The 22,015-nt window shown below is 63.7% G+C and carries 17 protein-coding genes; 9 read left to right on the forward strand and 8 right to left on the reverse strand.

Annotation, left to right across the window (positions count from 1 at the left end; all coding sequences use genetic code 11):
* The first annotated feature begins 139 nt into the window (after positions 1 to 139).
* Together ACYCO6_RS24900 and ACYCO6_RS24905 are read left to right on the forward strand one after the other, a co-directional pair.
* Complete coding sequence (locus ACYCO6_RS24900; protein ID WP_459764301.1) at positions 140 to 559, forward strand: CopG family transcriptional regulator; 420 nt, start codon at positions 140 to 142, stop codon at positions 557 to 559.
* Between the two features lie 76 nt (positions 560 to 635).
* Entirely contained in the window at positions 636 to 1,895 is a 1,260-nt protein-coding gene (locus tag ACYCO6_RS24905; protein ID WP_459764303.1) for an extracellular catalytic domain type 1 short-chain-length polyhydroxyalkanoate depolymerase, read from the forward strand.
* Between the two features lie 525 nt (positions 1,896 to 2,420).
* Here ACYCO6_RS24905 and ACYCO6_RS24910 read toward each other — a convergent pair.
* The 4 genes from ACYCO6_RS24910 to ACYCO6_RS24925 form a co-directional block, all read right to left on the reverse strand.
* Positions 2,421 to 3,650: an integrase gene (locus ACYCO6_RS24910; RefSeq protein ID WP_459764305.1), complete on the reverse strand. Its 1,230-nt coding sequence runs from the start codon at positions 3,648 to 3,650 to the stop codon at positions 2,421 to 2,423.
* A gap of 154 nt (positions 3,651 to 3,804) precedes the next feature.
* Positions 3,805 to 4,014 carry a hypothetical protein gene (locus ACYCO6_RS24915; protein ID WP_459764307.1) on the reverse strand — a complete coding sequence of 70 codons (210 nt, stop codon included), beginning with the start codon at positions 4,012 to 4,014 and terminating at the stop codon, positions 3,805 to 3,807.
* Between the two features lie 181 nt (positions 4,015 to 4,195).
* The gene (locus ACYCO6_RS24920; RefSeq protein WP_459764309.1) at positions 4,196 to 4,447 is read right to left on the reverse strand and encodes a hypothetical protein; all 252 of its coding nucleotides are present in this window, start codon (positions 4,445 to 4,447) and stop codon (positions 4,196 to 4,198) included.
* 23 nt (positions 4,448 to 4,470) lie between these two features.
* Positions 4,471 to 5,634, reverse strand: a complete 1,164-nt coding sequence (locus ACYCO6_RS24925; RefSeq protein WP_459764311.1) for a hypothetical protein — start codon at positions 5,632 to 5,634, stop codon at positions 4,471 to 4,473.
* Between the two features lie 280 nt (positions 5,635 to 5,914).
* Between ACYCO6_RS24925 and ACYCO6_RS24930 the strand changes: the two genes are divergently transcribed.
* From ACYCO6_RS24930 to ACYCO6_RS24940, 3 genes are all read left to right on the forward strand, one after another.
* Positions 5,915 to 6,613: a hypothetical protein gene (locus ACYCO6_RS24930; protein WP_459764313.1), complete on the forward strand. Its 699-nt coding sequence runs from the start codon at positions 5,915 to 5,917 to the stop codon at positions 6,611 to 6,613.
* Positions 6,614 to 7,140: 527 nt separating this feature from the next.
* Complete coding sequence (locus ACYCO6_RS24935) at positions 7,141 to 8,352, forward strand: hypothetical protein (protein WP_459764315.1); 1,212 nt, start codon at positions 7,141 to 7,143, stop codon at positions 8,350 to 8,352.
* The gene (locus tag ACYCO6_RS24940) at positions 8,342 to 10,345 is read left to right on the forward strand and encodes a plasmid replication protein, CyRepA1 family (protein WP_459764317.1); all 2,004 of its coding nucleotides are present in this window, start codon (positions 8,342 to 8,344) and stop codon (positions 10,343 to 10,345) included. The genes ACYCO6_RS24935 and ACYCO6_RS24940 overlap by 11 nt, the downstream gene beginning before the upstream one ends.
* A gap of 1,229 nt (positions 10,346 to 11,574) precedes the next feature.
* Here the strand turns inward: ACYCO6_RS24940 and istB are convergent.
* Positions 11,575 to 12,444 carry an IS21-like element helper ATPase IstB gene (gene istB / locus ACYCO6_RS24945; RefSeq protein WP_459761956.1) on the reverse strand — a complete coding sequence of 290 codons (870 nt, stop codon included), beginning with the start codon at positions 12,442 to 12,444 and terminating at the stop codon, positions 11,575 to 11,577.
* Positions 12,441 to 13,706: an IS21 family transposase gene (istA, locus tag ACYCO6_RS24950; protein ID WP_459761958.1), complete on the reverse strand. Its 1,266-nt coding sequence runs from the start codon at positions 13,704 to 13,706 to the stop codon at positions 12,441 to 12,443. Before istA ends, istB begins: the two co-directional genes overlap by 4 nt.
* A 176-nt stretch (positions 13,707 to 13,882) precedes the next feature.
* On the opposite strand from istA, the gene ACYCO6_RS24955 reads away from it, so the two are divergent.
* The 4 genes from ACYCO6_RS24955 (at position 13,883) to ACYCO6_RS24970 (ending at position 16,836) form a co-directional block, all read left to right on the forward strand.
* Positions 13,883 to 14,242, forward strand: coding sequence for a hypothetical protein (locus ACYCO6_RS24955; protein ID WP_459764319.1), 360 nt, complete (start codon positions 13,883 to 13,885; stop codon positions 14,240 to 14,242).
* Between the two features lie 963 nt (positions 14,243 to 15,205).
* Positions 15,206 to 15,475: a hypothetical protein gene (locus tag ACYCO6_RS24960; RefSeq protein WP_459764321.1), complete on the forward strand. Its 270-nt coding sequence runs from the start codon at positions 15,206 to 15,208 to the stop codon at positions 15,473 to 15,475.
* Between the two features lie 180 nt (positions 15,476 to 15,655).
* Positions 15,656 to 15,868, forward strand: a complete 213-nt coding sequence (locus ACYCO6_RS24965) for a hypothetical protein (RefSeq protein WP_459764323.1) — start codon at positions 15,656 to 15,658, stop codon at positions 15,866 to 15,868.
* Between the two features lie 77 nt (positions 15,869 to 15,945).
* On the forward strand, positions 15,946 to 16,836 hold the full coding sequence (locus tag ACYCO6_RS24970) for a 3'-5' exonuclease (protein WP_459764325.1): 891 nt from the start codon (positions 15,946 to 15,948) through the stop codon (positions 16,834 to 16,836).
* 1,444 nt (positions 16,837 to 18,280) lie between these two features.
* Here the strand turns inward: ACYCO6_RS24970 and ACYCO6_RS24975 are convergent.
* Together ACYCO6_RS24975 and ACYCO6_RS24980 are read right to left on the reverse strand one after the other, a co-directional pair.
* Positions 18,281 to 20,326 (reverse strand): ATP-binding protein, encoded by a 2,046-nt coding sequence (locus ACYCO6_RS24975; protein WP_459764327.1) that lies wholly within the window; start codon positions 20,324 to 20,326, stop codon positions 18,281 to 18,283.
* 5 nt (positions 20,327 to 20,331) lie between these two features.
* A complete protein-coding gene (locus ACYCO6_RS24980) occupies positions 20,332 to 21,849 on the reverse strand; it encodes an ATPase domain-containing protein (RefSeq protein WP_459764329.1) in 1,518 nt (505 codons plus the stop codon).
* Positions 21,850 to 22,015 lie beyond the last annotated feature (166 nt).

The following is a 22,015-nucleotide window of genomic DNA, read 5'->3' on the forward strand; positions in this document are numbered from 1 at the left end:
GGCGAAGGACCGGGCGGCGCCGCGGGTGCAAGGCTTTCTCGGAGCAGTCTCTCCGCGAAGATATCGGCCAGCCCTTGTGGCCGGAAGTCCAGAGACCATCTCTAAACCATCCAACGGGATGGTGTAGAGGGTTTCCGAGATGGCGGACAATGTGCGAGAGCTGCGGCCCAAATCGCCTGACAGCGAGAAGCTGACGATCAACCTCGGCTTCGTCGATCTCGGCCACATCGACCTGCTGGTCCGGGACGGCTTCTACGCAAACCGCGCCGACTTCATCCGAACGGCCGTGCGCAACCAGCTCGAACGCCAGGGCGACGCGGTGAAGCAATCGGTGGCCCGCAAACAGCTCAGCCTCGGCCTCTCTCACTACACCCGGCAGGATCTGGAAGCGGCAAGGGACGCTGGGACCCCGCTCCACATCCAAGTCCTCGGCCTCGCCAGCATCGCCCCTGACGTGACGCCAGAACTCGCCTGTGCAGCCATCGCCTCGGTGCGGGTCCTCGGCGCCTTCCACGCCAGCCCGGCGCTCAAGGCGGCGTTGGCCGACCGTACCGCCTGATTTCTCATCCTACCCCATTCGCGGCGAAGGCCAGTCCTTTTTCAACGGCCCGTCCACCTCATCCAGGATCATGACCATGAACGCATTCTCCACCATCGACATGGGTGAGGTGACCCGTCTCACCCGAGCCGGCCAGCTCGCCGAGGCAATGGCACTGCTGCAGGGGCGCCCAGCGGCCGCCGAACCTGAGCCGGCTCCGCAAAAGGGAGGGTCCCGCACCGGGGGCAGTGCCGCGCCATCATGGCCGACCATCGACATGGTGGCGCCTTCCACCCCTGGCGGAGCCTGGACGGCACCGAGCTTCGGCGGAACGACTGTCGGGGGTGCACCCCTTGGCAAGACGGCCGCCTCGGAACGGCAGGGCCTCGCGGAGACGCTACGATCCTTACGCGAGCGCTTCCCCAAGATGGGCTCGATGCCAGGCCTGGGGGAAGGCCTCGGATCGCCGCAACGTACTCCGGTCCCGGTACCGGCTGGGGCGCGATACGAGGAGCGGAGCTTCTCCAACGCAGCGGGTAGCCGGCCCTACAAGGTCTACGTCCCAAGCGGCTACACGGGCCAGCCGCTTCCTATGGTCGTCATGCTGCACGGCTGTACCCAGTCGCCCGATGACTTCGCTGCCGGCACAAGGATGAACGAGCTTGCCGAGGAGCAGACCTTCTTGGCGGTGTATCCCGGCCAGCCACAGTCGGCCAACATGCAGAAGTGCTGGAACTGGTTCAACGCTTCCGATCAGAAGCGTGAGGGAGGTGAGCCCTCGCTGATCGCGGGTATTGCGCGTGAGGTCATCCGGGAGTTCTCGGCCGATCCGACCCGGGTCTATGCCGCGGGGCTGTCGGCCGGCGGCGCGGCCGCGGCGATCATGGCGGTCACCTACCCCGATCTGTTCGCGGCGGTTGGTGTTCACTCGGGGCTTCCGTGCGGCGCGGCCAAGGACATGCCGTCCGCCTTTGCTGCCATGAACGGAGCCGGGACGGCCCAGCCACGAGGAACGCACGCCTCGGTTCCGACCATCGTCTTCCACGGTGATGCCGACCGCACCGTCAACCCGGTCAATGGCGACCGGGTCATCGCTCAGGCCACCCCCGAGGCGACGTCGAGCAGGATCGTCACGCACGGGGAGAGCTCCGGTGGAATGACCTACACCCGCACCATCCAGTCCGATGGTTCTGGTCGAGAGGTGTTGGAGCAGTGGGTTCTGCATGGGGCCGGGCACGCCTGGTCTGGTGGGAGTCCAACCGGCAGCTACACGGACCCGCGCGGTCCCGATGCCAGCCGGGAGATGGTCCGCTTCTTCATGGCTCACGCAAGCGCGAGCGGCACGACCCAACACTAGGCTTCCGGAAGGGCCGAGTCCGCGGCATCCGGTCAAGGATGCAGGGATTCCAGAAGGATACTCTACCCCTTTCCAAACACAAAAGCATGGGCCAGCCTCTTTTCGAGACCTGCCCATGCCGTGGTCCTTTCAAGCGCGAACGTCCGTAGGTCCACCGATGGCGTATCTCTGCCGTTGAGCAGCGACTCCGAAGGCGCGCTTGCGACTTGACCGACCTTTGAGCCGCGTCTGGCGCATAGAAGCTGCTTGTAGGAAATCCGACCGTTTTCCCGACGATCGCTGGCCATGCATTTTGGGCGGCCGAAATATCTCTGACCGCGTCGGACAAACGTGTCGGCTATTCAAACGTCGGCAAAACGTGCGTCCCAGACGCCTGTAGCAAGAATGCTTCGATGTCCGGTTTAGTGCATCGCGCTACTGAAACCCAGCCAGTCGGCTTTCGACCATGACCGGCTATCCGACGCAGTATCAGCGCTGCTCGAAACCGGACGGAGCTGCCGACGGCCCCCGCCCCTGCGGAATCGCCTACGCCTTGCTCCGCGCAGCCCTGTGCGCCAGCCGCAGCTCGGCCACCCTCTGCGACTTGCCGAGCGCGCCGCGCGAGTAGCGCTGCGTCGTAGAGGTCTGGCTGTGGGCCGCGGCCGAGCGGATATGATCGAGGTCGGCACCGGCGTTCTCCGCCTCGGTGATCGCGCCGGCCCGCGCGTCCATGTTCCACACCTCGTTGGGGATGCCGGCCGCGCGGGCCACGATCCGCCACTCCCGTCCATAGGCCGACTCGGCGTAGGGACGGCCGGCGTTCTCGTCGATGATCAGCGGCCCATGCTGCTGTTCGACCGGCACGCGCTCCAGCAGGTCGAGCACCAGCGGGCAGAGCTTCAGGTCGTGGGCCGCGAATGCACCGGTCTTGGTCGTGGCCTTGCGAATGATCAGGTCGGCCGAGATGTCCTCCCACGTCAGCCCCCTCCCCCACTGCCGGCCATTGAGCACGAACGCTTGCGGCGCGGGCGTTGAACCCTCGGGCACGGGCGCCCACTCTCCGATCACGTCCTTCTGCCGCATGGCGGTCTCGAACTGAATAGCGGTGCCGAGGGCCAGCGACAGGCGGCCCATCGCGATCGCCTGCGGGATGAAGGCTTCGACCTGGCGCAGCTCCATCACGACTCGGCGCCGAGCCGACTGCGGGAAACGGGCGTGGCGCAGGATGGTGTAGAGCCGCTCGCAGCCGGGCAGCTCGGCCATGACACCGTAGGCGCAGAGTTCCCGCAGCTTCTTGATCAGGCCCCAGGCCTTGCGCACCCGCTCGGGACCGCCCGGTTTCGCGGGCCGCTTGGCAACGTCGTACCAGCGCTGGATGTCGCCGATCTTGATCGCCAGGATCTGCCGGTTGCCGACGGATTTCTCGAGCAGCCGCAGGACGTAGAAGTCGGCGCGCTGGCTGTTGTGCTTGAGCCGCTGAAAGGGGCTGGCCGGATCGGCCTGATAGCGGCGCGAGAGGTCGCGGATCGTGCCGTCGAACCGCACGACCGCACGGCCACGGTTGGCCATGAACAGCAGCATCTCGGCCTGCTGTCGCTGACAGATGGCCTCGATGCGCCGACGTCCCTCGGGATCATCGGGCGAGTCGCGGATCGGAACGGTGCTGGTCGGATAGCCGGCTTTTCGGGCTTCGTGCGTGGCGCACCAGTAGCCCCGGGAGGTGCCGCTCGGATTGCGCCTTCTCTTGTAACCGGGCGCGTTGAGTTTAGAGGGCATCGAGGTTCTCCGGGCCATCGGGCGCGAGCGCCTCGGCACCGGAGAGACCGTATCGCGCATGGAAGTACGCGCGGACGGCCGGCCAGTAGCGTCCGCCCATCAAAGGATCGATGCGTGGCAGTCCGTCACGCTCAAGTACGCGGGACTTGGCAGCTCATTCCTGCGGCTGCTGGCTAAGCCTCAACGCGGTTTCGATTTCCGAGCGAAGCTGCAGAAGATGAATTTGTGCAATCAAGAGTGTGACACGAACCGGATTCACACTGCTACCCAATATTCGGTCGTCGGACCTCTCCAACGGGTCGAACGCGATCTTCCTCTCGGCAACCGTTTCACTGCTCACGCGGCTTGCCAGGAACAGCAACATCTCCTTCTGCAAGCGCTGGCAAGCGGCCTCAATCAGTGGGCGGTGAGCCGCGTTTTCGAGCGCGTAGGGTAGCCGAACGACGGTCGGTCGGAACCCTGCCCTTACGGCTCGACCTGGGGCCACCCAGCCGATCCAAGTACCTCGGCCGAGGCCGCGTTTCTTGAGGCCAGGCCTGCGGGATTTAGAGGGCATCGAGGTTCTCCGAGCCATCCAGAGCGAGTGCCTCGACCCCGGACAGACCATATCGTGCGTTGAAGAAGACGCGGACGGCCGGCCAGTAGCGGCCACCCATGAAGGGGTCGACGCGTGGCAGGCCGTCGCGCTCGAGCAGGCGGGCCTTGGCAGCCCATCCCTGAGGCGTCTGGCTGAGCCGCCGCGCAATCTCGGCCTCGGACGGAAACAGTCCGTGATCCCGAGCTGCACGGCCGCCCATGGTCTGATCCGAGCCGCGGGCGATCAGCCGATGTCGCCGCGGTGTTCGCACTCGTCGGTCATCACGTCTGCGTCCGTCTCCGCGATGCCGTAGTGCTGGCCGAAGAGGCGCATGAACTCGCCGTACGTGCGCCTCCAGCAGCCGTAAAGCCCGAGAGCTTCTTCCCTCGTCACCATGCCGGAAAGTAGCTCGACCGCTTTACCGGGCAGCAAGGCTGCACCCGACTCCTGGCGACCCAACATCTGCGGCTCGGACGTCGAGGTCGCCGTTTCGGCCAGGTTTTCGGCAACGGCGCCATCGGGCTGCACAAGTGACGCGAGCGCCGGCAGATCCTCATGCATGACCGCCGGGATATCCACCTGCTCCTGAGACGGCACCGTGTTCGTTTGCGGCGCCGGCAGGAGCTCGACCGCCCGCGCCGTCGACCGTGCCACATCCGGTCTCCAGTCGATCGGTGACTGCACGTCGGACATCGTGACTGTGAACTCGTTCGTCTTACCAGTGACGGAGCTGTCGGAGTGAGCCAGTAACGCGACCGCCCTCGAACGATCGGGTACCGCCGCCGGAGAATCCGGCCGCTTCTCCGAGGGGCTCGGGACCGTCTGCGGCAGAACCGGGCGGTCGGTCTTCGTCACCGGCCGAGACATTGCGCTCGAAGCCTCGCTGATCAGGCTCTGGATGTCTTTGCGCGTCACGTGCTTACCAGCCTTGAGGCGCGCGATCACCTCGTCCCGGACCTCCTGGGAAACCTCTTTAGCCGAGAGCTCGCACAGCGCGCTCCATGCTACACCCGACATAAGGTCGTGATGCGGGCCGAAGTGGCGCGCGACACTCATGCAGCGCTCGACGTGCTTCTTCGAGCAATCAAGCGTTCCGATAAACGTCTCAAAACGCCCGTGCCCGAGTTCCCGCTTGCGCTCGATCAGCTCAAGCCCGTACTTGATCCGACCGGCGGTGGTCTGCTTCTCAATTTTGAGAATGCGAAGGGCGCTCGCGTGGCAGCGCTCGGCTAGCCCCGGCTCGCACTGAGCGATGAATGCCTGTGCTTCCGGCGGCAGTGCTGTCCCTTCCTCTCCTAGTGGCTTCATTTCGGGCGGGCGGCTGAACGCCGCGTCCGTCTCCACCGAATGATCCTCATCAGCACCGACAGTGCTGTCGTACGATAGTTTTGACGACGATTTTTCCATCGGAGTATACCTCCAGCGTGCGCAATCGAGGAATTCACAAGCTGCTTGCTTGCGCTATTCAAGCATGTGGCGCAAATTTGTGCCGCTATCCTGCAACGGAAGCGACGGGCACTTCAGATGAAAATCAGGAACACGCTCTTCGTTCAACCATTATTATAAGCACCGCAAGAACCCCTAAACATATTTTCCTAGTCGACGAGAAGCGGATGCTTGGACGCCGATCGATGCGTCCAGCCCGTCTTGAAGGGATCTCGATCGGCAAACTCAGAGGAGCGTTTGGATGACGAGGGAACCTCATTCCGGGCCATCCAGTTCGGACATTCGGGACGGAACACAGCCATTCCCACATGCTGAACTTGCCCCTTTTAAGTTTAATCCGGAAGATCGTCTAACACTCGAGGCCGCCTACAACGTCCAAGAAGGATCCGATCGTTCCCGTATGCCAGATGAGATCTGGCCCGATCTGGACTTTCTTTTAACGCAACACCGCACTCAACGCGATGAATGGAGCAGCGACCAGCCCAAAACACAGATCGACGAGGCGCTGTCCAAATTTGACGAGCGTCTAGGGCTGGACGTCCGCGATATTGAGAATTTAATGTTCAATAACTGGCTTCGTCCGCAATTTGAGCCAGATCGAGAACTTTGGGCCAAACTGAGATGGGGCATCGAGGAAGCCCGTTCTCGCATCCGGTCGTACCGCAGCGAAATCAAGGGCAAAAGATTCAGAAGGACTACCAAGCGTAGACTTCATGCAGAAACAACGGAGGTTTTGCAGAACATTCTGCACCGCCATGGCTTGTCGCTGGTGATTCTAGGCACGAAACAAAAACTGGACATCCGGCGTAAAGAGTTCCTGGGAGAATTCTTTAGAGTCGTCGAGGATCCAATAGATGACGTGCTAGAGCGCAGACTGCTCGACGGGATTGCTAAGCTGATAAGACAAAAGCAGAAAAAGGCGCAATGCGACGAAGTTTGACTCCCCAAGTGCACTGCCTTCAACCAGGCTACGGCACTGGCTGCTCGAACGGCAAAAACGACGAGGTTGTCGCTTTTGCCGTTCTCATAATGGGGCGCCAAACTCGAATTCTGATTGAGCTCCCAAAATTCGTGATGCGCGGGTTCGCCACGGCATGAGCTCCCGCGTCGCCCTTCATATCGCGGCAGTCACTCGGCATTGCGCCAAGAAGAACAACTGAGCATATTGCGCCGCGCTTTTCGTCGCGGCACAATCTGTTGCAGATTTCCGAAGCATCTAGCTTGACGCGGCAGAATTTTCAAGCCAATCACGCTTTGGGCATTGAAGCCTTTACTTTCCAGTCTGTAGTCGATGCAGCCTCTAAATGGTCGCGGCCGGTCGACGATGTACAACGACTGACCTGACCTTCTCTGCCTTCTAAATCGCTTCGGCTTTGCGGGCGGGCGCCCACGCGCCCGCACGTCGACGCGCCAAATTTTCATTCAACAAAGCACGTCGAAGCGGCTGCTCATTACCAAGGATATCGCATGCCTGCCGCGCAGCAAAAGCTAAATATCGCTCTTAACCCAAATCTCATCGACAAAAACGAGGCCGGCGACAAATCTCTTTTCGCGCTCGGCTGGCAGAACGTCGAGGCCACCCTCGATGAATTCACGACTGCGATAGCCGAGTACGGTTGGGCCTATTGCGCCCAGCTCACTGGCGTTCGAAAAGAGAGCAACTTCCTGGCCTGCAACATCGCCTCCGTCGACGTCGACCATGGCCTCACGGTCGAGGAAGCGCTCGCCAGTCCGCTCGTCCAGCAGCATGCCCTGCTGCTCTACACGACGGCGCGGCATACTCCGGACGATCATCGCTTCCGTTTAGTGTTCCCCCTGTCCGAGACGATCACCGATCCACGCCGGATGAGGCAGATAAGTCGCGGCCTCGCACGACGCCTCGGCGGTGATATGGCGGCGACGGATCCCGCCCGGATCAGCTTCGGTAATCGCAAAGCACAGGTGCACCACATCGGCGGCGCGATCGGCCCTGAGCTGCTCCGTGAGCTGATTGCTGACGCCAGACTGCCCGACGGCACTGATCTCTCGGCGCGCGGGATCATGACCCGCCGCTCCACCGTCGTGCTGCGTCCCGATCAGGAGCTGCGACTGGCCGATGGACGGCTGATGCCGTTGTGTGACGCCCCCGAGAAGGCGCGCGTGCACTGCCCCGTCCACCTTGACGAAAACCCGAGCGCCGTCGTCATCCGGAACCGCCACGGTGAGAACGGCATCTTCTGCTCAAGCTGCACGAAGAGCTACTGGACGAAAGCCCACCGGCACGACGACTATGATCCCGAGGAGTTCGTCAGGACCGCTCGGGCCATCGCCGCCGCCGCGGCTGCTCAATCCGCCGGAGATACTCAGCTCAGCCGAGGCGGGGCCACCCGGGAGCAGCTCGCAGGGTGCAGGGTCCGCATCGTCTCCGGACGGGCGGCTCCCGCCGTGTTGCAGCCCGGGATCACGCTCGTGCGCAGCGACAAGGGCACCGGCAAGACGGAGGCCCTGAAGCGGCTGAGCGCGGGTGTAAAGACGGTGTTGCTCGTAGGCCATCGCCGCACGCTCATCCGGGGCAGCTGCAAGCGGCTGAACCTGCGCTGCTACCTCGACGAGAACAAGGCCGCCAGATCAGACAAGCCACCAGAGCGCGACAGTGCCTCCCTGCAGGACTTCCTGGAGGAGGACCAGGATGAGCATTAAGCCGAAGAAGCTCGCCGAAAGGAAGCCCCGTCCGAAGCGCCGGAAGACGCCCAAGCGCTACGGAACTTGCGTCGACAGCTTGCACCTGCTCCGGCTTGACGAGCTTTTCGACCTCGTCATCATCGACGAGTCGCAGCAGGTTCTCAGCCACTTCTTCTCCGACACGATCGTCGCGCGCGGCAACCAAGATCGAAACTTCAAGATCCTGCGTGAGCTCGTGCGACGGGCGAGGCACGTCATCGGCCTCGATGCCGACCTAGACTACCTCACGTCCAATACGCTCGCGCGCATGGCGAATGGGCCGGATGCGAACGGCGTTCCGCGGCCGCAAAAGCCCGTCCATCTCTGGATCAACGAGACGCCCTCGGCCGACCGGAGGACGATCGAGCTCTACGAGAGCAAGAACCACCTCATCGACGACCTGCTGCGGGCCGTCGCGGAGGGAAAGCGGTGCTTCGTGGCCGCCAACTCGAAGAGCCTGATCGTCAAGCTCGAGGCGATTATCCGCAATCGCTTCGGCGCGGCCAAGCGGCTGATCACGATCACCTCCGACACCGGCTCGAAACCCGAGGTGCAGGACTTCGTGGCGAATGCCGCCGCCCGCGCCACCAGCTACGATGTGATCCTGTGCTCGCCGTCGCTCGGCACCGGCGTGGACATCACGTTCCCCGGCAACGCCACGCGCGTGGATGTGGTGTTCGGCTTCTGCGAGCCGGGCATCAACACCCATCTCGACTTCGACCAGCAGCTCGCCCGCGTCCGGCATCCCGGTACGGTCAAGGTCTGGATCACGCCGCGTCGCGCCAACTACGAGACCCACCATGAGGTGGTCCGGCACGACATCCTGCGGGCCGGGCTGTACAAGGACCTGCTCGACGGCTTCGACGACGATGGCAAGCCGCGCTTCGTCGAGGGCGATCCACTGATCGAGCTGGCGGTCCATGCCAAGTCGGCCGAGCGTGCCTCCAAGAACAACCCGCGCGGCAACTACGTCCGCTACAAGGAGGCACAGGGCTGCACCTTCGTCCATGTCGGCAAGGATCCCGCGAGGAGTGTCGACGGGCACGCGGCCCTGAGACGCGGTGCAGACCTGGCCGAGGAGGAGCTTGCCGCACGGATCGTGGGGGCGTCCGTCCTGACGAAGGTTGAGACCGAGAGGGTGCGGAAGGCTCTCGAGACCGGCGCTGTCGTGAGCGAGGCGACACGCTGGTCTTACGAGCGCACGCGCATGGAGCGGTTCTACCGTGCCGAGGCGATGCCGGAACTGATCCGGCGCGATCGCGGCGGCCGACACCGACGGGAGGTCAGCCTGTTCGAGGAGGTCATCGGTCTCCCACCCGAGGCCGTTCCGTCGGACAGGCATGCGCTGCTGCACAAGGACTTGAGCTTCGTCGGCGACGCCCGCCAGGACCTCGCGCCGGCTCTCGTGCGGATCCTTCGGCTGACGCCGCTATGGCGGGATCATCGGCATCCCGTGTTGCCCGGTGAGGTGCTCCAAGCCGACCGCGGCCGCCTTGTTCCATACCCCGAATCGAGGCGACTGGCGCGAGACGGTCGGGTCGCGGGATCTTTCGATTCAGAGGCGGCGATCGAGACCGGCAATCTGCGGGATTTCACGCGGTTCATGATCGACAACAAAGGTCCGCTGGAGAACCTGCTCGGCGTTGAGGTCCGTTCCGACATCGTGAGAAAGCCGGTTCAGCAACTGAGACAGGTGCTCGGGCTCGTTGGTCTCACACTCACGCTGGTCGGCACGAGGAAGGTCTCCGGCCGGAAGATCCGCAGCTACCGCCTCGACGAGATCGCCCTTTCGACGATGACGGAGATCGCGGCGCGAAGACAGCGGAAGAAGGGGTGGGCCTTCCTCGTCGATCGCTATGGGTCACACATGGACCCGTCGGACCAGGACGATTCCAGCGAAGTCGACGCGGAGATCGAGCGCGCCTTGGAGTTCCTCAGGAGGACAACGGGGCCATTACAGGGAGGAGAATAGATGGATCTCTAAAGAAATCCTCGGTTGTCCCCTTTGAGACGAGCCCGGGGAGTTCGTGGACACCCCGAGGACATCCCAAGACGCGGAAAGTGATCGATCTCTAGAACAAGTGCTCGGTTGTCCCCACAGACGGCACCCGGGCTAAGGGGACAACCCGGATCATCACAGGAAGGGGAGGATGAACGATCTCTAGAAGAATCGCTCGGTTTTCCCCCGCGCGCGGGAGTGACGAGCGGCCGTGGGCTGAGGTGAGAACCGCACTCTTGCGGGCAGCACCCAATCGGCAATCGGTCACATCCTGCGGATCGCAAGGAAATTCCGAGATCGGCACATAGGATTTCGGCCGCGATTAACGCACATGACCCGCGACTGAACAGGACACCGCTGACGGTACCGGGCGCAAGTTGCGGCGCCCTTACCAATCTATTGTGTTTGACCCAGGACGGACGTTCGCGTCGCGCATCAGACGACGTGACCTCGAATCGGGGCTCAAAAATGCACCTTCGTGCGCGAGAGGAGATCCGAGAATTTCTTGCGGAATCGCGTGACCGTTCTACGCCGGCATACATCGGACTCGTAATAGGCAACCGACAAGAGCGCGCCACGTATCCTAAGGCGCTTTAGGCAGGCCCACTCATGTGAACTGATTTAAACTCATGTGTTCACCAAGACAAATCCTACTTTTTCTCGCGAACCGTAAATTTCCTCTTGATTTAAAGACCAGTCACCCCGCATATTTCACTTGCCGCCGACAACATGAGATGATGAAGAACGGACCTTTCGGGTTCCGTGGAATAGCTTCACTACCGGATCGTTCCGACAGAGATCATCCGTGTTGATTGTCCGGCGGTCAGCATGTGGAGGTTTATGGCAATTTGAACGTAAACATCAGCACCAGCTCTCGGACCAGCGCGAACGCCAGGATCATCACCAGCAGGGTTCCGATCCACTGCCCTCCCAAGTTCAACGTCGACCTTTGCGTCAGATCACTCGCCGAGATGATCCAACAGAGGTTCGACGATGGGTGGTCAGTTCACCTGGTGACGATCAAGCCGAGCAGGATCTCTCAGGACAGACGGTCGATCGCGACCCTCATCCATGATCCGGCGAAGGCGGTGTACACCCGTCTGATCACACGGACGGTTCGTCGTCTGTCAACGGGCACCGAAGTCTCCGCAATTATGGGCATCGAAAATTCCCTGATCGGCGGGTTTGGTGGTCGACGGTGATCAGCCGGCGCTGTGATCGAGGGTCGCGCTCTTTGGTGGCCGGCCACGGCGGCGTGGAGGGGGCGGTGGGGTGATGAGTGCCTTCGAGCGGACGTGCTCGGGCACAAGTTCGCCATGCTGGCGCAGCCGGTAGCTCGCTCCTTCGATCTGAACGACGACGGCGTGATGAAGCAGGCGGTCCAGCAGAGCCGTGGCCACCACGGGATCGCCAAATACCTCTCCCCATTCGGCAAAGCCGCGGTTCGAGGTCAGGATCATCGCGCCCTTCTCGTAGCGCGCGTTGACGAGCTGGAAGAACAGGTTGCCCCCACCCGGAACGACGGGAAGGTACCCGATCTCGTCCACCACCAAGAGGGAGGCCCGACTGAGGTAGCGGATCCGCTCGCGCAACGCGCCGTCGCGCTCAGCTTTGGCCAGCGAAGCGATCAGATCAGCCAGCGTCGAGAACACGACGCTGCGCCCGGCCTTTACCGCCTCGACGGCAAGCGCCGTGGCGAGATGGCTCTTGCCGGTGCCGGGCGGGCCGAGGAGATGGACGACCTCGGCCCGATCGATGAAGGTCAGTTCCGCCAGCGCCATGATCCGCTCCCGGTCGAGGGAGGGCTGGAAAGCGAAGTCGAAGCCCGACAGCGTCTTGATCGTGGTCAGGCGTGCCACGAGCAGGGCGGTCTTCACCCGGCGGTTCTCGCGCAACGTCAGTTCTTCGGTCAGGATCTCGTCGAGGGCAGAGATGCCGTCGATCTCACCCTGTTCGATGCGCCGGATCGCGGCGTCGAGGACTTCCAGGGCGCGCGGCATGCGCAGGCCGACCAAGCTGCGCTTGATGCTGTCCAGGGTCGTGGTGGCATGGGAGGGGGCGGCGCGGGTCATGACCGGCCCTCGATCCCGGCGGCGAGCCGCTCGCCGACGGCCTGGTAGACCGACAGCGAGCGCCGGGCGACGTGATCGCCCCGGCAACCGATCGTCAGGCTGTCGGGATGGCCGTGCCGCATGGCCCGAGCGGCCGCGCCTTGTCGATGGTCGGGATCGACGCGGTACTGTCGCCGGCCCTCCAGGATCGGGTGGCTCGCCACGAGCCGGCCGCCGTCGAGGATACGGATCGTGTCGGGCAGCTGGTGCACCTCGACGACCCGCCGCGTCCGGTCCGGCACGCTGTAGTAGTTGCCGCCGATCGAGACGAGGCCGTCATGGCTGACGCGCCGTTCCAGCTTGAGCAGGGCATTGAAGGGCACGGCCGGCAGCGGCTGCAACTCGGGCTTCTCGGCGGCGAAGGCCTCCGAGACGATCCGCTGCGTGGTGCCGTGCAGGCGAACGTTGGCGACGGTGTCGAGCCAGACCTTGAGCTGGAGGTTCAGGTCGTCAAGGTTGCGGAATGAGCGGGCCAGGAAGAAGTCCTGGCGGATGTAGGAGAACGGCCGCTCGACCTTACCCTTGGTTTTGGCCCTGTAGGGGCGGCAGGCACGCGGCAGGAAGCCGTAGTGTTTGGCCAGCGCCAGCAGGGATCGGTTGTAGACGATGTGGCCGTCCGCTTCCTCGCCGGTGACCGCGGTCTTCATGCGGTCGTAGAGGATCTCGATCGGCACGCCGCCCATCGCGGCAAACGCCTGGATGTGACAGCGCAGCAGGGTCTGCAGGTCCTGATGCAGGACAAAGCGTGCCTCGATATGCCGGGAATGGCCGAGCACGAGCGAGAACAGCCAGACGATGCAGGTCGCGCCCGGTGTGTCCGTGAAGGAGACCTCGAAGCGGGCGAAGTCGACCTGCGCCTGCTGGCCGGCGGGCGTCTCGAAGCGAACCTCGTAGGGCTGGGCCTCGGGCGGCCGGATCGCGGCCACGAACCGCTTTACGGCGGTGTAGTCCCCCGTATAGCCGCGCTCCCGCAGCTCGCGGGTCAGGCGCACGGCGCTGAGATCAGGAAAGGCGGCGACGCGCTCGCGCAGATAGACGAGGTAGGGGGCGAGCTTGCTCGGGCGTCCGGCTTGGCGTGGACCGTAGGCGGGCGGTTCGAGGCCGCGCGCGATGTACTTGCGGACGGTCTTTGGATCGCGCCCGGTCCGGCGGGCGATGGCGGTGATCGACAGACCCTGGCGGTGCAGGTCGAGGATCATGAGGAGTTCTCCCAGCAGGACCATCCTCGTCGCTCCCGGCCGATACGCATCGGCGGGCATGATGGCGGAGGATGGATAAGCCCGGGGACGCGGGGTGCCCGCCGCGCACTCAGGCCAGGGCACCAACCAGGGAATTTTCGGTCCCCACAATCAGGGAGTATTCAACGCCCACTGACAGTCGTCCTCGCACGAAGTTCGGTATGGGGAACGAGGCGGTCCCGATCCTGATCGGGGCAGCCGACCTCTCGATCCATAAGAGACGGCCCGACAGGGCCGCCTCCAAGGATCCGAATGCCGTGGGAGGTCTCCACTTCCACGGCATGCTCGCCATCCCCTCGAATTCGCGGCTCGGGGACCAATCGGTCCAAGAGCACTTCGAGGAGAACGACAGGAACTACCGTCGTGGGCTGGGCATCGAGCGGATCGACATCGCACCGGTCGAGCCGGGGACGATCCCGAAGGTGATGCGGAACTGCCTCAGGGCGGTCTGCCGTAGGACCATCGGCTTCGATGAGGGGATCCTCATCCTGCCCCGCGCCTCATCAGAGCTGACTGACTAAGGCCTTCTCGGGGGCATCCCCGGCGCCCACGGGCGCCGGGTTCATCATCATCGCTCCAGTCCCAAACAGATGTCATCAAACTCGGCGCATCGGATTTACGGTGGCAACCGTTTAAATCAATGGGCTTGATTTTGAATAGAACGGTGTTCGGACATTCGATCCCGGAGCCGCAACCTTCATTCCGATGGGGTAAAACTATGAATGGCTCGCCGCGCAGCAACAACACAGCATTCCGAAGCGTTCGGCCGGTACAGATCAGTAAGGCCCGCTCGCGCGATTACGTGCTCAGTCATCTTGTGCCTCATTGTTTGGGTCTGTTATGGGAAAGAGGGAAATTGGAGCCGCAAAATATAGGCGCAACTGTCGACCTTGACGGGCGCCTGGAAATCAGCGGGTGCACATTTGACTACGACCGCTTCGGGATCTCGGTTTACACGCTTGAATCGGCATTCAAGGCGACGAAGGTCCTCTCCTTGCGCGTAAGCCGATATCTTGATCCGAATTTCTTTAAAAGATTGTATTGGAATGGCAACTGCGGGGTTCTTAGCTGGAAGCGGGGTCCCTGGGAAGACGCAGTATTAGCCGAACCGGCCGTACCTCAAACTCTACTCCACCTTGAGCATTTCGGCCTGATTCAAACTCGCCCCTGGACCAAAAATTCGTACTAGATCCGCAGAGTCTTATGTATGCAACTCCGCAATACCTGGCTGCGGTAGAATTCTTGCGACCATCCATTCAGCTCCAGATACACACACGTTAACTTTCGACGTCTCTACAAAGTGCATTGGCGCCTTCTTATACTTCGTTTAAGCGTGACTGCGTAACCTAGACCTGCGCCTCTCTTCACCCGTTCCGGTATTCGGCATTTCTGACGAATCCGTGAAGGTGCATTTCGCTCCATCCCGTCCTGCACCGATACCGATCCACTGCGACAGGCGCGGCTTCTCACCCAAAGGACATTCCATGATCGACGAAAAGCGCGTCATGTTGCAGGCCGCGCGAGAGATCGCCAACACATTCATGCCGCGTGGTCTCTCCCCCGAGGCGGCAGAAGCCGAGATCAAGCGCACCTACGAATGCTTCATGAACGAGGAGCCCGTCCCGGAGCCGCAGGAGCACGCCTACGATCCCGAGACTGGCCTCCTGAAGGAAGCCTCGATCCTGCCGATCTTGGCCGAGTGGATCGAGCAGGCGCAGAAAGATCGATGTAAGAAAGAGACTGATGATCTCTGAGTTTCCCGCTGTTAGATGATGCAGCCTTGAACCTTCGGCACGGGCGCGATCACTGGTGATCGCGCCCGTGTACGTTTGTCGCGTCCAACAGGCTCTCTCAATGACCTCGACGCTGGTGCCCCTTCAGATAAGTACCTCAAGGACACTCAGCTCATCCGCCTGTGAGTGATGGAGGACCACGTGAAGATCCAGCTTCGCCTGCGCAGGAAACGGCGCGAACCACCAGTGAAGGTGCAGACCTTCAAGGACCTGCACGCCCGTGACAAACGCAAGGGATCGGCAGCGGACCATCCCTCTCCGGTCGCGACTGCGTCCCATGCGGCGGGACAGGGCACCGAAGCGGCAGCGTCGCGCACAGGGCAGGACGTCGTGATCAACCACGTCCTGGTCTAATCCACGGTTAAGCTCCCGGTAAGGACCAGCCGGCACATCCCGCTCTCCGGGAACAACCAACCGGGACCGGCGCGCACGTGGATCAGCCTCTCGACAGCATCGCCGCCGTGCTCGAGAGCACGGGCAACTACCGCGTGCTGCGTCGGCTCGAGCCGTTGGCCGACTGCTCAGAACCAGCAGACGAGCCGACCTTCATCGGTTTGGTCCTGGATGTCGAGACGACCGGGATCGACTTCGCCTCGGATGAGGTGATCGAGCTCGGCATGCTCAAGTTCGAGTACGGCGCCAGCGGACGGATCTACCGCATCCTCGACACCTTCAACCAACTGCATCAGCCCACTCGCCCGATCCCGCCGGAGATCAGCCGGCTGACCGGCATCACCGATGCCGATGTCGCCGGGCACCGGATCGATGAGGCGGCTGTTCAGGCCATGGCAGCTGATGCCGCGGTGGTGATCGCGCACAACGCCAGCTTCGATCGGCAGATGTGCGAGCCGCGCTGGCCGGTGTTCCGCGACAAGAACTGGGCCTGCTCTCTGAACCAGATCCCCTGGCGCGCCGAGGGACACGAGGGCCTAAAGCTCGGTTATCTGCTGTCGGACCTCGGGTTCTTCCACCGCGGCCATCGCGCGGTGGATGACTGTCACGCGCTGCTCCGACTGCTTGCCACGCCTCTTCGCAGCTCCGGGCAGCTGGCGATGGCGGCCCTGCTCGCGACCGCGCGGCGGCCCACCGTGAGACTGTGGGCCGAGGGCTCGCCGTTCGAGACGAAGGAGATCCTGAAGGCGCGCAGCTATCGCTGGAGCCAGCGTCGGCGAAGCTGGTCCATCGACCTTGACGAGGCGCAGATCGAGATCGAACGCACATTCCTCAGCGAGCAGGTCTTCGGTCGTCCTGTGCCCGATCTCCCGGCGGATCAGTTCACCGCGCGTGACCGGTTCTCGGCCAGGGCGAATCCAGAGCTCTGATCCGGGTCACGGTTGATGCACCGCTCGCCCTCGGGTTTGGCAACAGGATCCCGCTCAAGTACTGGATTCAGCTTGAGCTTTCGCATCCCACGCCGGAAGACGCGATCCCGAATCGGGATCCACAATTCGATCTTCGTGCGCGTGACGAGATTCTGGTCTTCACTGTCGCTTCCACTTGAATGTCCGCTGCATCGGCGTGTTCGAGCCGATGAAGAGAGCGCGGGGATAAATAGAAGCACGGGTCCCTGATCCCGCTCGTCATGCCCATACAAACCGGGTCCGATCCCCGGGGCTTGTGGCGGCTCCAATCAGTCCACCGTCTCGTCGGCCTGCTCGAAAGGTCGGGGTGTCTGGCCTGATCATCACAAGAAGGTCCCGTTGGACCAAGATGCTGGCAGAAGACCAGCGCGTCACCCCCGAGTTCCCCGATCAGCCGAGGGTGGCCGCCGCCGTATCGACCGCACAGGTCGAGTGAACGAGCACGTAACAGGGCAACACGTACGGCCTGTCCTGACCGAAAGGTGTGCTGATCGGGTGTATCTTTCCGGGACGCCAGGCAGATCCTGAAGGTACAGTTCGTCCGGCAGGGTGAACTGTACCCTCCAAACACCCGGCAGATCCACGTTCAAGATCACACCTCAGCTGATTCATCATCATCTCAGCGTGGATATCCACCAGACAAATAGATCACCGACGATCATCGCTTCGGGTCTAAGCACCGAGGACCACCTAGTCATCCGCCTTCGTCGAAGAGAGAACGTGTAGGTCCGGTTGTGAAGATTCAGACCTTTGCAGACCTACAGAGCCGCGACGGACGAGGGGGAGCGACAGGGAAGTCACCGGGCTCGGTCGCGACGATCGATCGTACGACGGCACAGGACAAGCCCACTGGATCGCAGGTCGGCCATGATATCGTGATCAATCAGGTCCTTGTTTGATGAACCTCGCCTCCGCCAGCAGCGGCGGTTGATCACTTAATGAGAGCAAATTTCCGAACTCTGGAAATCGTCGACCCGACGGTGAACTCACGTTTCCGAGCCCTCTCGCCCTTTCGGAACGTCCGATTTCTGGAAGGTTGAGCGGCTTCGAAGGACCGGACCTGGCCGATTGCGGTCGGCCTGCTTTCAGCATCCAAACCAAAGAAGCGGACCCTCGTCGCGGCCAGACTTCCGTCTGAGGACGCCTTCCGCCTGCGAGTGGGGCGCTCGGGTCTGTCTCTATCGCAGAGTCGCTGACTCGCCTGGTTTCAGATGGCGATCCTCGCCGTCTGGGCTGCCCAGCGAGACATGGCTGTTCAGTCGTGACGGTCCTCCTCGTCAGACGGCGTTCCGACTCGCCGAGCTAAGTGCCACCGTCAGTCCGAGTTCCCGACCACGATATCGGGAAGCGTCAGGACCGCTGCACCTCCTGGCCATCATGCAAACTGGAGGCAAGTGGCCGACCGTCAATGCGTCCCGCCACCGAGCACCAGGCGCAGGGATCGAGCTAGTTCGTCACGGCGGTAGGGCTTGTTGAGCACCGGCAACTCGCCGTGACCGATCACCTGTCCCTCGTCGAGATTGGCGACGTAGCCCGACGTGAGCAGGACCTTGATGCCGGGACGCACCCGCTGCGCCTCCAGTGCGAGTTGCGAGCCGTTCATGCCGCCCGGCATGACCACGTCCGAGAACAGGATGTCGATGCGCTCGACGCCGTGCAGGTGCTCAAGCGCCTCAGCCGCGTTGTGGGCGACGATGACCCGGTAGCGCAGCTCCTCCAAGCTTTCGACGGCCATGGCGAGCACCTGCTCGTCGTCCTCAACCAGCAGGACCGTCTCGCCCTCGCCAGCCCGGCGCAGCGGAATTGTTCCGGATGCCCTGGACCCCGTCTCCTCGTCCGCCGGCTCGCTGGAACGCGGGAAGTAGAGGCTGACGGTGGTGCCGGTGCCGACCTCGGTCTCGATCTGCGCAAAGCCCTTCGCGCTGCGCGTGAAGCCGTAGACTTGGCTCAAACCCAACCCCGTCCCCTTGCCGACCTCCTTGGTGGTGAAGAACGGCTCGAACACGCGCTGGAGCTTTTCGGGCGGGATGCCGCTGCCGGTGTCGGTGACCGACACCACCACGTAGGGCCCCGGGGGCACGCCCTTGTCGGCGACCGCCCTGGTGCCGAGATGGACGTTCCGGCTCGTCACCGCGATGCGGGCGTGCCCCTCCTGCCCTTCCATGGCGTCGCGCGCGTTCACAATCAGGTTCAGCACCGCCGCCTCGAACTGCGCTGGGTCGATCCGGATCGGGTCGAGAGCTGGATCGAGGTCAAAGGCCAGCTCGACGGCCCCGCCCGCCGCCCGTTCGGCTAGGGGCCCGAAGTCGAGCAGCAGTCGGTTCGGGTTCAGCGTCTGCGGCCGCAGCATCTGCCGCCGTGAGAAGGCCAGAAGCTGCTGCGTGAGCTGCTCTCCGCGCCGGGCGGCCCCCATCGCCGCCTCGGCCAGGCGCTTGACGCGCTCGACCTGCTCGGGTCGGCGAAGCACCATGTCCAGGCCGCCGACGATGACCGTGAGCAGGTTGTTGAAATCGTGGGCGACGCCGCCGGTGAGCTGGCCGATGGCTTCCATCTTCTGGGCTTGGCGCAGCGCCTCCTCGGTGAGGTGCTGATCGGTGCGGTCGATCAGGGTGCCGGCGATGCGCAGGGGCGTGCCAGTATCGTCGCGCTTGACCTGTCCGCGCATCGCGACCCAGCGCACCGTGTCGTCGACCCGCCGGATGCGGCATTCCAGGTCCAGCACGCCGGTCTCGATAACCAAGGAGAACGCCGCGTCGACCGCGGCCCGGTCCTCCTCGACGACGTGGGCGAGGAAGCTGTCCCGGTCCCAAGCCGGCCTCGCCTCTTCGAAGCCGAAGATCGCGTCGAAGCGGGGCGAGCGGCGAGACGTCCCGGTGACGTAATCGACGTCCCAGGACGCCATGCCGGCCGCGTCCAGCGCGAAGGCGAGCGTCTCCCGCGCAGCCTCGACGTCCCGCGTGCGCTCGGCGACGCGCCGCTCCAGCTCCTCGTTGGCGAGCCGAAGCTGCTCCTGGGCATGCTCGCGGTCACGCAAGTGCTCGCGCGCTTGGTACTGGCGGCGGCGCCCCCGCAGAGCGGAGGCCACGGCGCTCTCCAGCGTCTCCGCGTTGATGGGACGTTCCAGCAGGACGACGTTGCCGAGGCGGTTGAGCAGCTCGGCCGCCCGCACCGGACGGCGGCCGGCCTGGCGAGTCGCGAGGACGATGAAGGGGAAATCGGACCAGGGCGCCTGGGCGTCGAGCCATGCGAACAAGCCGGCCTGCTCGCCATTACCGAGCGCCTCTTCGGTGACCAGGGCCGCGCCGGCGCCCGCTTTGAGGCACACCACCAACGCCGCCGCGTCCGCGCAGACTGCGACCGCTTTGCCCGACCGAGCGAGAACCTGCTCGATGACGGCTCCATCGCGGCCGCGAGGCGCCAAGATGAGAACTCGCTGCTCGATTGAACCCACGCTCGTCACTTTGCCTCGCCGGCGGATGCTCCCGAGAGCATGGCGACCTTGCCGTGGTAGGCTGGCAGACCGGTGAGCACCCCCTCGAAGTCACCGAGTGCTTCGCCGACCTGCACCCCCCCGGGACCGAGCCTCAGCTCGCGGATGGAGCGCTCGTGCGCGTTGACGCGGCTCTTGACCACCGAGAGCGCGGTGCGGACCTCGCCCTTGGCCTCGAAAAAGCGAAATAGCAGGATGCAGTCGCTGAGGTAGCTGAGGTCGACGTCGCTGCGGACCTCGCCGACGATGCCGTGCTGGCCCAGTACCAGGAGCGTGGTGACGCCCTTCTGGTTGAGATACGTCAGGAGCTCGTGCATCTGCAGGATGAGGTACTCCTCACCCGGCATCGCATGCAGGTAGGCGTTGAGGCTGTCGACCGCGACGAAGGTCGAGCCGCGCCCCTCGACGGCCTCGCGAACGACCGAGGCGAACTCGCCCGGCGAGAGCTCGGCCGGGTCGACCTGCATCATGGTCAGGCGCCCGGCCTCAATGTGCGGAGCCAAGTCCATGCCGAGCGTGGCCGAGCGGGTAAGGAGGGTCGGGAGCCCCTCGTCGAACAGGAAATACGTCGCGGTCTCGCCGCGCTCCAAAGCCGCCAGCATGCAGCGGACTCCGGTCGTCGTCTTTCCGACCCCGGAAGGCCCGAGCAGCAGCGTGTTGGTGCCTGGAACAAGTCCGCCGCCCAGCAGTAGGTCGAGCTCCGCCGAACCCGTCGACTTGCCGTTGCTGTCGAAGCGCGCGTGGTGCTCGGCCGCGATCAGGCGCGGGAACACCTGGATGCCGCCGGTCTCCAACGCGAAGTCGTGGTAGCCACCACGGAACTTGATGCCGCGCATCTTGACGATGCGCAGGCGGCGGCGCTCGGAGCCGAACTCGCGCGGGGCCTGTTCCAGCGAGATCACCCCGTGCGCGATGCTGTGGAGCTGAACGTCGCCGGCCTCCGAGGTCTTGTCGTCGAGCATCAGCACGGTGCAGGCGCGCTTGGCGAAGAACCGCTTCAGAGCGAGGATCTGACGTCGATAGCGCAGGGGGTTCTGGGCGAGCAGGCGCAGCTCCGAGAGGCTGTCGAACACCACCCGGTCGGGCTTGAGATCTTCTACGCGCGCGATGACCTCCCTGACTGTCTCGCCGAGCTCGATCTCCGAGGGGTGCAGGATCGACTGCTCGCTGTCAGGATCGAGCCCCATCTCGTCGACGAGTTCGTAGATGTCGATCTCGTCGAGCGCCCAGCCGTGCGTCGCCGCGGCCGCGCGGAGCTCGTCGGCGGTCTCGGATAACGTGACGTAGAGCGTGCGCTCGCCGCGTGCGGCGCCCTCCAAGAGGAGCTGCAGGGCGAGGGTTGTCTTGCCGGTGCCCGGCGTACCTTCCAGCAGGTAGAGCCTGCTTGGGGTCAGGCCGCCGCAGAGGACGTCGTCGAGGCCGGGGACGCCCGTGGAGATCCGGGGCTCCTCGCTGGTCGGCCGGCTCTTCGCTGGGTCGGTCATCGGTTCGGTCCTGCTCCCGGGCGTAGGGCGCGAACCCGACGGCGGGCACGGTAGCGACCCGCTGAGTTTTTGTCAGCGCTCGCGATGATATATCGCAGGACTGTCGGCTCTGACGCCGGGAGAGAGTACGACCCGCTCGACGTGAAAGCGCTTGGCCGCAGCCCGG

The sequence above is a fragment of the Methylobacterium sp. CM6257 genome, from assembly GCF_054611515.1.

Bases quoted from the DNA above. Each gene is read 5' to 3' on its own strand.
- ACYCO6_RS24935 (WP_459764315.1), top strand. From the start codon at position 7,141: ATGCCTGCCGCGCAGCAAAAGCTAAATATCGCTCTTAACCCAAATCTC.
- istB (WP_459761956.1), bottom strand. From the start codon at position 12,444: ATGACCCGCGCCGCCCCCTCCCATGCCACCACGACCCTGGACAGCATC.
- ACYCO6_RS24925 (WP_459764311.1), bottom strand. From the start codon at position 5,634: ATGGAAAAATCGTCGTCAAAACTATCGTACGACAGCACTGTCGGTGCT.
- ACYCO6_RS24905 (WP_459764303.1), top strand. From the start codon at position 636: ATGAACGCATTCTCCACCATCGACATGGGTGAGGTGACCCGTCTCACC.
- ACYCO6_RS24980 (WP_459764329.1), bottom strand. From the start codon at position 21,849: ATGACCGACCCAGCGAAGAGCCGGCCGACCAGCGAGGAGCCCCGGATC.
- ACYCO6_RS24910 (WP_459764305.1), bottom strand. From the start codon at position 3,650: ATGCCCTCTAAACTCAACGCGCCCGGTTACAAGAGAAGGCGCAATCCG.
- ACYCO6_RS24915 (WP_459764307.1), bottom strand. From the start codon at position 4,014: ATGTTGCTGTTCCTGGCAAGCCGCGTGAGCAGTGAAACGGTTGCCGAG.
- ACYCO6_RS24955 (WP_459764319.1), top strand. From the start codon at position 13,883: ATGGGGAACGAGGCGGTCCCGATCCTGATCGGGGCAGCCGACCTCTCG.
- istA (WP_459761958.1), bottom strand. From the start codon at position 13,706: ATGGTCCTGCTGGGAGAACTCCTCATGATCCTCGACCTGCACCGCCAG.
- ACYCO6_RS24920 (WP_459764309.1), bottom strand. From the start codon at position 4,447: ATGGGCGGCCGTGCAGCTCGGGATCACGGACTGTTTCCGTCCGAGGCC.
- ACYCO6_RS24900 (WP_459764301.1), top strand. From the start codon at position 140: ATGGCGGACAATGTGCGAGAGCTGCGGCCCAAATCGCCTGACAGCGAG.
- ACYCO6_RS24960 (WP_459764321.1), top strand. From the start codon at position 15,206: ATGATCGACGAAAAGCGCGTCATGTTGCAGGCCGCGCGAGAGATCGCC.
- ACYCO6_RS24940 (WP_459764317.1), top strand. From the start codon at position 8,342: ATGAGCATTAAGCCGAAGAAGCTCGCCGAAAGGAAGCCCCGTCCGAAG.
- ACYCO6_RS24930 (WP_459764313.1), top strand. From the start codon at position 5,915: ATGACGAGGGAACCTCATTCCGGGCCATCCAGTTCGGACATTCGGGAC.